11 protein-coding genes are annotated in these 7,597 nt (G+C 61.6%); 5 read left to right on the forward strand and 6 right to left on the reverse strand.

The genetic code is table 11. From position 1 onward, the window contains the following. Positions 1–111 precede the first annotated feature (111 nt). Entirely contained in the window at positions 112–1,995 is a 1,884-nt protein-coding gene (locus HZR14_RS11475; RefSeq protein ID WP_181693012.1) for a PGF-pre-PGF domain-containing protein, read from the reverse strand. Positions 1,996–2,090: 95 nt separating this feature from the next. Between HZR14_RS11475 and HZR14_RS11480 the strand changes: the two genes are divergently transcribed. Beyond that, a complete protein-coding gene (locus HZR14_RS11480; protein ID WP_181693013.1) occupies positions 2,091–2,390 on the forward strand; it encodes a type II toxin-antitoxin system HicB family antitoxin in 300 nt (99 codons plus the stop codon). An 8-nt stretch (positions 2,391–2,398) separates the two neighbouring features. After that, positions 2,399–2,647, forward strand: a complete 249-nt coding sequence (locus HZR14_RS11485) for a type II toxin-antitoxin system HicA family toxin (protein ID WP_181693014.1) — start codon at positions 2,399–2,401, stop codon at positions 2,645–2,647. A 37-nt stretch (positions 2,648–2,684) separates the two neighbouring features. Here HZR14_RS11485 and HZR14_RS11490 read toward each other — a convergent pair whose 3' ends face one another. The 5 genes from HZR14_RS11490 to HZR14_RS11510 form a co-directional block, all read right to left on the reverse strand. Then, positions 2,685–2,963 carry a hypothetical protein gene (locus HZR14_RS11490; protein ID WP_181693015.1) on the reverse strand — a complete coding sequence of 93 codons (279 nt, stop codon included), beginning with the start codon at positions 2,961–2,963 and terminating at the stop codon, positions 2,685–2,687. A 31-nt stretch (positions 2,964–2,994) separates the two neighbouring features. Then, complete coding sequence (locus tag HZR14_RS11495) at positions 2,995–3,327, reverse strand: type II toxin-antitoxin system RelE family toxin (RefSeq protein ID WP_181693016.1); 333 nt, start codon at positions 3,325–3,327, stop codon at positions 2,995–2,997. 2 nt (positions 3,328–3,329) lie between these two features. Then, positions 3,330–3,482 carry a hypothetical protein gene (locus HZR14_RS11500; protein ID WP_181693017.1) on the reverse strand — a complete coding sequence of 51 codons (153 nt, stop codon included), beginning with the start codon at positions 3,480–3,482 and terminating at the stop codon, positions 3,330–3,332. Positions 3,483–3,569: 87 nt separating this feature from the next. Continuing rightward, positions 3,570–3,869, reverse strand: coding sequence for a hypothetical protein (locus tag HZR14_RS11505; RefSeq protein WP_181693018.1), 300 nt, complete (start codon positions 3,867–3,869; stop codon positions 3,570–3,572). A gap of 27 nt (positions 3,870–3,896) precedes the next feature. After that, positions 3,897–5,840, reverse strand: coding sequence for a hypothetical protein (locus HZR14_RS11510; protein ID WP_181693019.1), 1,944 nt, complete (start codon positions 5,838–5,840; stop codon positions 3,897–3,899). 384 nt (positions 5,841–6,224) lie between these two features. On the opposite strand from HZR14_RS11510, the gene HZR14_RS11515 reads away from it, so the two are divergent. The 3 genes from HZR14_RS11515 to HZR14_RS11525 all read left to right on the forward strand — a co-directional run bounded on the left by HZR14_RS11515 (position 6,225) and on the right by HZR14_RS11525 (position 7,323). Continuing rightward, positions 6,225–6,467: a DUF8015 family protein gene (locus tag HZR14_RS11515; protein ID WP_181693020.1), complete on the forward strand. Its 243-nt coding sequence runs from the start codon at positions 6,225–6,227 to the stop codon at positions 6,465–6,467. 153 nt (positions 6,468–6,620) lie between these two features. Beyond that, entirely contained in the window at positions 6,621–6,860 is a 240-nt protein-coding gene (locus HZR14_RS11520) for a PRC-barrel domain-containing protein (RefSeq protein ID WP_181693021.1), read from the forward strand. A gap of 7 nt (positions 6,861–6,867) precedes the next feature. Then, entirely contained in the window at positions 6,868–7,323 is a 456-nt protein-coding gene (locus tag HZR14_RS11525) for an NOB1 family endonuclease (protein WP_181693022.1), read from the forward strand. Positions 7,324–7,597: the final 274 nt, after the last annotated feature.

Here is a 7,597-nt window from a genome sequence, read left to right on the forward strand (position 1 = left end):
CGTCCGGTGTCACCGTTCGAGTGCTCGATCGACGCTACCTCCGCTCGTGGCCCGCGTCGGTTTCGAGTTCGGCCTCGACAACTGCCCGACAGGACCGACGGGGTTCGTCCCTCAGCGTTGCCGCAGAGCCACGATACCCAAGACGAGCACCAACACCACCGCGATGGCGATGATCCCCCACGGAGGGCTACCGTCTGCCTCTTCGGGCTGTTCCTGCCCAGGCTCCTCGACGGCCAGCGGCTCGAGGTCGAGCGCTCCGACGGCGAGGTCGTACTCGCCGGGCGCGTCCGGGGCGACGGTGAACGACACGTTTCGTGATTCGCCGCCGTCGAGCGTGACCGTTTCGGTGGCGACGACGTCGCCGTCGAGTGTGAGTTCGATCGAATCCTCGCCGGTAGTCTGCCCGCGATTCGTCACGGTGGCTGTGACGGTCGCTTCTGCACCCACGTCGATCGTCCCCGCGTCGATAGTGGCGGCTGTCGGCTCGATCGTCGCCGCCCCGGTTCCGAGCGCGAACACGGAGAACTCGGGCATCGTGCCTTCGAAACGGTGGTACGTCTCCCCGCCGTCGGCGTATTCGGTCTCTCGTGTCTCCCACTCGCCGTCGAGTCGATGATACAGCGTGACGCCCTCGGGCTCGACGCCCAGTTCCTCGAGATATGCGCGGCGGATGCTGAACTCGAACGTCGCGCCGGCGATCGCGCCGTCGCCGAGGGTGTGTTCGACATCGACGTAGCCGGCGGAGACGGTGTCTGTCTCGGCTTCGAAGGACTCGGCGGCGGTTCGGACGGTATCGGGGGCGTCGGTCTGTGCGATCAGTTCCGGCGGCTCGCCCCGAGGTGCGATCGATGCGTCGACCGCACCGACAGCCCCCGAAGGCGGCGGTGCAAGCGCCGACTGTGCGGGCTGGCCCGCGGCGGAACTTCTGGTGAGGTCGTTCTCGTAGGTGGTGACCGAGAGCGTGAAGTCTTGATCGGTGTTGAGGTCGACGCTGAGGCGGTCAGCACGGACGTTGCTGGCCCCATCCCCGTCGGCTCCGTCGGCGTCGGTCCCGCCGTCGGCTCCGTCGGCCTGTCCAGTGTCGGCGTCTCCGTCCGCCCCGGCGTCGGCGTCATCCTCGGGGTCGACGTCGGCGTCGACGATCCGTGCCCGTCCGTTCTCGATGATGAGCGTTTGACCGGGTTGGGGGTTCGACACCGAGACGGTCGTATCCGGGGTTTCACCGTCCTCACCGCCGTCTTCGCCGCTGCTGTCGCCGGTTTCGGTGGTCTCCGTCACGGTAACGGACGCCTCCCCGTCCTCGGCGACTGTCGAACTCCCGCTTCCTCCCCCGCCCCCGCCGGAGCTACTGCTTCCAGTAGTGACCTCCTCGCGGAGGTTCACGCTGTGTGCTCCCGCCGCAAGTTCACTGAAGCTGACAGAGCCGTCGCCGTCGACCGCCGTGGTATCGAGTACGGTTCCGGTATCCACGTCGAGTGCTTCGACAGTGTCGCCAGTGTCGAGACCGGTACTCTCGATCCGAACCGCGGCCGTAGTCTCACTATCGGTGCTGTAGACGAGGTCGACGTCGGAACTCGACGAATCGTAGTCCACGTCGCTGACGTTCAGGGAGTCGAAGCCCCCAAGCAGCGCGATCGCCTGTTTGTCGTCGGGGGTGACGGTGATCGAGGGATCGTCGTCGACGTTCGTGAGGTTGGTGAACGTGCCGGTGCGCTGGTCGAGGGTCACGGACGCAGCGCCGGAGGACGAGAGAGTGATGTCCGGCAGTTCGAGCGTGTCCGGATCCGAGAAGGGGTTGCCCGATCGGGGGTCGGCCCCGTCGCTTGCGTCCGCGACCTCGAACCCGGAGTCGGTAACGTAGTGGACGCCATCGGCGGCGCTCGCCGTGCCGATAGGTCCGACTCCGAGCGGTGCTACGAGTGGTGACAGTACGAGCAGTGTGACGAGCGTTATCGAGAGCAACCGAACGCGGGGGCTAGTCGAGAAGTCAGTCATCGGCGACCCCCTCCACTCTGGAATGTTGCTGCTCGCTTGGCACCGTTTGCTCTCCTGGCCGAACTCTTTTATTCGATTCCGGCCTACGGACATGCATGGCAAGTTCGAGTGTGGACGGAGAGGATAACGGGCGAGAGCAGGAGATTCGGCTCGTCCGTTCGGGGGAGTTGTGGGTTGCCACGGACGTGGAGACGGGCGTCGCCAGCCAGGGGGAGTCCCGCGAGGTCGCACTCGAAAACCTCGACGAAGCCCTTGCCCTCCACCGGGGCGAAATCGGTGACTCCGTCGACTCTCCAGAAGCAGAACGCGAGGTCCTTCGGAAGTTGGATATCGACCCCGACGAGGTCGAGCAGGCCCGAGAAGATGCAGGCGAACTGCCGGAGTTCATGCAGTAGTTAGTCTGATGCCGCCCAGGGACTTCTCCGGTCGTGAGGTCGTCAAAGCGCTCACGAAAAACCGGTTTTTCATCGTCGATCGGACGGGTAGTCACGTCAAACTCCGGTACGAGCATCCGACCAACGACGAGGACGTTCGGGTGGTAAGCGTGCCGATGCACGGCCGTATCGACACCGGGACGTTGCGGTCGATTGCCGAGCAGTCGGGGGCGCGTGACTTCGACGCCTTTTGTGCGTGGATCGGCCGGCACAGTTGAGTTCTCGTCCTGAGACGAACGCTCCACCGTCGCGCCCTCAGTCATGCTCTCCTCCGGGCTGGTCGGGGACCTGTGGCGTCTCGACACCGCCGGGGTCGACCTGAATCTGGTCGCGGCTGTCCCACAGCGCGTTGATGATGTGCATCCCCTGGGCGGTGAGGTCCTGGCTGAGATTGGCTTTCACGAGGTCCGCGATGGTCTCCTGACCGTACTCGTTGATTAGTCGCTCCCACATCAGTTGTCGTGGCTCGTCGAAGGCCGCGGGGTCGATTTCGACCGAAAGTGTGATGGGGTCGAACGCGTCGTCCTCAGTCATCGACGACCACCCGCCTGGTGGTGGTCGCGCGTCACTCCGAACTGCGCCGTGCGAGTGCCGACAGGTCGTAGGTATCGTCGCTTTTCGGTAGCACAGCAACGACGGTCATCACGTCGGCGGATATCTCGTAGATGACCCGGTAACCACTGTTCCCGACTCGCTCGCGGTAGAAGTTGTATGCAGATGGCGAGTCGGTCAGGTATGTCAGATGCTTCTGTGGAACTCGCCCCCAGTCTATTTTCTCTTCCCAGTCGGCAATCTTGTCCAGAATCCGCTGGGCGTGGTCGGGGTTGTGGTCGGCGATCTGTGCGATGTCCTGCTGTGCCTCTGGAAGAAATTCGAGCGACGACGGCCCACGCGGCATCGTTACTCGTCCGTTTCGAGTGCCTCTCTGACTTCCGAGAGCGAGCGACGGTCCTCGTCGTCGAGACTCTCCAGTCGCTCGGCAACCGCTTCGCGCTCGTCAGGGAGCATCTCGTCGTCGTCCTGCTCCTCAGTGGTGTCGTCGCTTTTCGCCATTGCTGTGTGAGGATTGGCCGTGTTCGTATTTGAACCCTTGGACCGACCTGGCACTGATTGCGACCCGTTCGGAGACGATAGGTGATTTCAGTCATCGTTCCCTCCTGGCTGATCTGGGACTTGTGGTGTCTCGACACCGCCGGGGTTGACCTGAATCTGGTCCCGGTTGTCCCACAGGGCGTTGACCAACTGCATCCCCTGTGCGGTGAGGTCTTGCTGCAGGTTCGCCTTCACGAGGTCCGCGACTGTCTCGTGGCCGTACTCTTCGATTAGTCGCTCCCACATCAGTTGTCGTGGCTCGTCGAAGGCCGCGGGGTCGATTTCGACGGTGAGGGTGATCGGGTCGGTCGGTGCGTCTTCGTCGTTCGTGGTGTTGGGTCCTGTCATTTGTTGAATCCCGACTGTTGGTTCTGATCAGGTTGATACCCCTGCGACCTCACCGGTTACATGCCAACTACTGCCACCCCAGATGACCTTCCTGGACGCGTATTGGTTGGTTAATTCTATGGTTGTTGAGCCGTCGATTTTCTCATTATCTGCATCAATTGTGAGTTTATTCGCACTGGCCGATTTCTTGATGACGTGTTCTTCACCGATAGACGGAGAATCGGGAAGGTGGATGGTGACGCTAGAACTGGACGTATCGACTTCGACAAAGTATTTTTCTTGATTATCGTCCAAATCGTATTCTGATGACTGACTGGTGGTTGGACGCGTGAACGGGCCCCCTGAAATCTTAATCGGTTTGGTTAGGGCGCCGCTGTTTTCAAGTATTATACTGGAGTAGGCATCCAGTTTCAGGTCCCCGTCATTTGTACTGATATCAAAACCATCACTCGATATAATGTCGCTACCATCCAATTCGACATTCCCGAAGGGGCTCAATTTCAGGTGACCTGTACTGGTCGATATCTCGCCCGCACTCCCGCCGTGGCTGATATCGACCGAATCGCTCTCGGTGCCGTCGAACACCTGCACTTTGTCGTTGGTGGTGTCGGCCGCAAGCAACGTATTGCCGTCCTTGTCCCGCACGTCAAGCATCGTCGTCTTGTCGAGCCTTGGCGCGATGACGAACCCGCCGGTGGCCTGGAAGCGTACCTCGTCGGTCGCGCTCGCTGTAAATGTCGTGTCTGAGGAGTCAGCCCAGACGAACGCACTGTTGTTGGTACCCGTGTCAGCCTCACGGCCAGCAGCAAACGAGTACTCTCCATCGGCTACGTTATTACGGCCAGCAGCAAACGAGTACTCTCCATCGGCTACGTTATCAGAGCCGCCAGGAATGGTCGCGTTGAATCCCGACGCCTCGTTACGGGTGCCGCCACCAACGGTTGAGGCATGTCCGCTGGCGGTACCAGCAAATCCCCCGGCGACAGTCGCGTTTTTTGTACTCGCAGTGTTTCCGTTACCGCCGGCAATAGTCGTCTGGGTATTGCTCGCTGTGTTATCCCTGCCGCCACCCACAGTCGCCCGGTCGGCACTCGCGGTGTTACCCCTGCCGCCACCCACAGTCGCCCAGTCGGCACTCGCGGTGTTGTCGTAGGAACTGCCGGAGTCGCCACCACCGCCAGCGATGGTGACGCCTTTGACGCTTTGAGCCCCATCGTTGTCCTCGGTGTTGTTACTCGGATGCCCCCCGATGACGTTCGGTGGCGTGGCCCCGTCTGAAGTTTCTCCGACACTGTCACCGCCATCAATCACCTCCACCGCTGTGACCGAGTTGGTGCTGGTCACCAGCGAACTGGAACTGCCACCGCCACCGACATCGCCCAGAGTGGTGCCACTGGCTTCGACGACGTTGCCACTGCCATCGATGGCCAGCAGATTGCCTGAGGACCCCGTCGTCTGATTCGAGAAGGTCAGTTCGTTGTTCGCGCCGGGATCCAACGTCAGATTGCCGTTGTCGTTGGTCGTGACCGTCAGGCCGCCGGTCGTGTTCTCGACGGTGCCGGACTGGACGTCGAGGTTATCGTTGACCGCCACGGTTCCCGAATTGCCGTTCAACTCCTCGGTGTACAGCTGCTGCAGCGGGTCGGAACTCGTGCCGATCTGGCCCGAGGCATCCGCACTCGCCGTGCCCGCGCCGAGGCCGAGCAGTCCCAACACGCCGCCCGCCTGCAGTGCGGTTCGGCGGTTCAACACTGCCCTCTCGGAGTCGTCGCCGTCCGCGTCGCTGCCGTTCGCATCGATCTCCTCGCTGTCGTCCGCATCGCCGCCGTCCGCGTCGAGCCGTTTTTGTTGTGCGTTGATGATCGCCTCCTGCGCTTCGATGCGTTCTTGTTGGCGCTCGATTGTTTTCTGTTGGTCGTCGAGTTGTGCTTCGAGTGCGTCGAGTCGGTCGGCGATATCGTTTTGTGTCATACGGGGGGTTGCTATTCGCTCGTTGCTGTGTCTGTGCAGTTTTCCGTTCCGCGGTCAGTGGAACGGCGTGCTGGTGCTACTCGGGTGGAGACGGCAGTCGTGGAGTCGGTCGCAGACGGCCCGGTCGTCCGATATGGACGGTCTCCCGAACCGGACGTCGGGGTGGAATCACGCGACGTCAGCGCGATCACCACCTAATATAAATGCTTTGCTTTTACCCATAATTCACCGGTTACTTGGACGGTATTTATAATTTCGGCTCCTGCGCAGGATCGTGTCGGGGTCGCACACCCCAACGCTACCGGAGTCGGGGTGTGCTCACACCCACCGCATGAAAACCAACGGAGGACATTTACGGATGAGTACCGAACAGTCGACGGACGGATGCTCGATTACTACGACTGGCTCCTGATGGCGATCGCCGCGGCGATGGTCGCCGGAGCGTCATTGGGCGCTCACCCGGCGATAACGCTCCACGAGGGGCTCGCGGGTGGGAGCGTGGTCGCGACGGCCCTTTTGTACGAGGCCGTCATCCGGAATCCGCCGACCCAGCCGACCCGGTCGACGACCGTGGCCTCCGTCGTCGTGAGTGTCGGCTGGCTGCTCACTGTCGTCTCGTTTCTGTGATCACTGTCATCTCGTTTCTGGTATCATCATCGTCTCGTTTCTGGTATCATCGCCGTCTCGTTTGCGTGAGCCGGTCCCGCGGAAAGCCCCCCGACGAACGCCCCGGAGTCGATGACCCGAACGTTGATACCGAATAAACGTCAAGCGGAACGTATGCCCGATATACTCGCGGAGAACCTCTCCGAGAAGGAGGTCATGGGATCGGACGGTGCCAACCTCGGCACCCTGTACAACATCACGATGGAGTTAAAGACCGGAACGCTCCGGCATCTCGTGTTGGACCCCGGCCAGCGGACGGCCGACCTCGAGTTCGATCGCGACGAGGCGGGTAACTACCTCATCCCGGTCAACCGCGTTCAGGCGGTCAAGGATACGATCGTCGTCGATCGCTGAGCCACGCATGCACGTTCTCGATTCGTCGGCGTTCATCGACGAGTACACTACGGACGAGCAGATCGCGACGATCCCGATGGTTCGGGAGGAACTCGAAGACGAGGCGGGATACCGCTTCGACGCCCTCGAGGGATCGGGGATGCGGATCCACATCCCGGACCCCGAGACCGTCGATCAAATCGAACGCGCCGCCCGCGAGACGGGCGACGCGGAGGCGCTTTCGCGGACGGACGTCCGCCTGCTTGCGACCGCTTTCGAGTTGGACGCGACCCTCGTGACCGACGACTACGCGATGCAAAACGTCGCCGAGAAACTCGACGTCGGCGTCGAAGTCATCGCCCAGGACGGCATCGACGAGCGCAGGGACTGGACGTTCCAATGTCAGGGATGCGGACGCGTCTTCGATGAGAACCACGACCGCTGTGAGATCTGCGGGAGCGGGCTCGAACGGAAACGGCCCTGACGCGCGCATCGTACCGAGTACGCCCGTCTCGGAGCGCCACGCGCCCTCTACGGGGGTGGCGCTCGGCGGGACACCGTGGGCGTACTCATACTGTCGGCTATAATTCCGTGAAGCTATCGCGTCACCGTCGCGCGAATAGCTTGAAATATAGTAAACATCGCAACTATGTACACATCGATCGCACGGCGTAATGGTCAAGATAATTTTTGCAAATAGGGACCCAGGAATTTGTCGATCCAAGATTTAGCAAATCCAAGTCTCTTCGTGAACTTCT

Source organism: Natronomonas salinimetallica, assembly GCF_013839515.1.
Lineage (GTDB): Archaea > Halobacteriota > Halobacteria > Halobacteriales > Haloarculaceae > Natronomonas.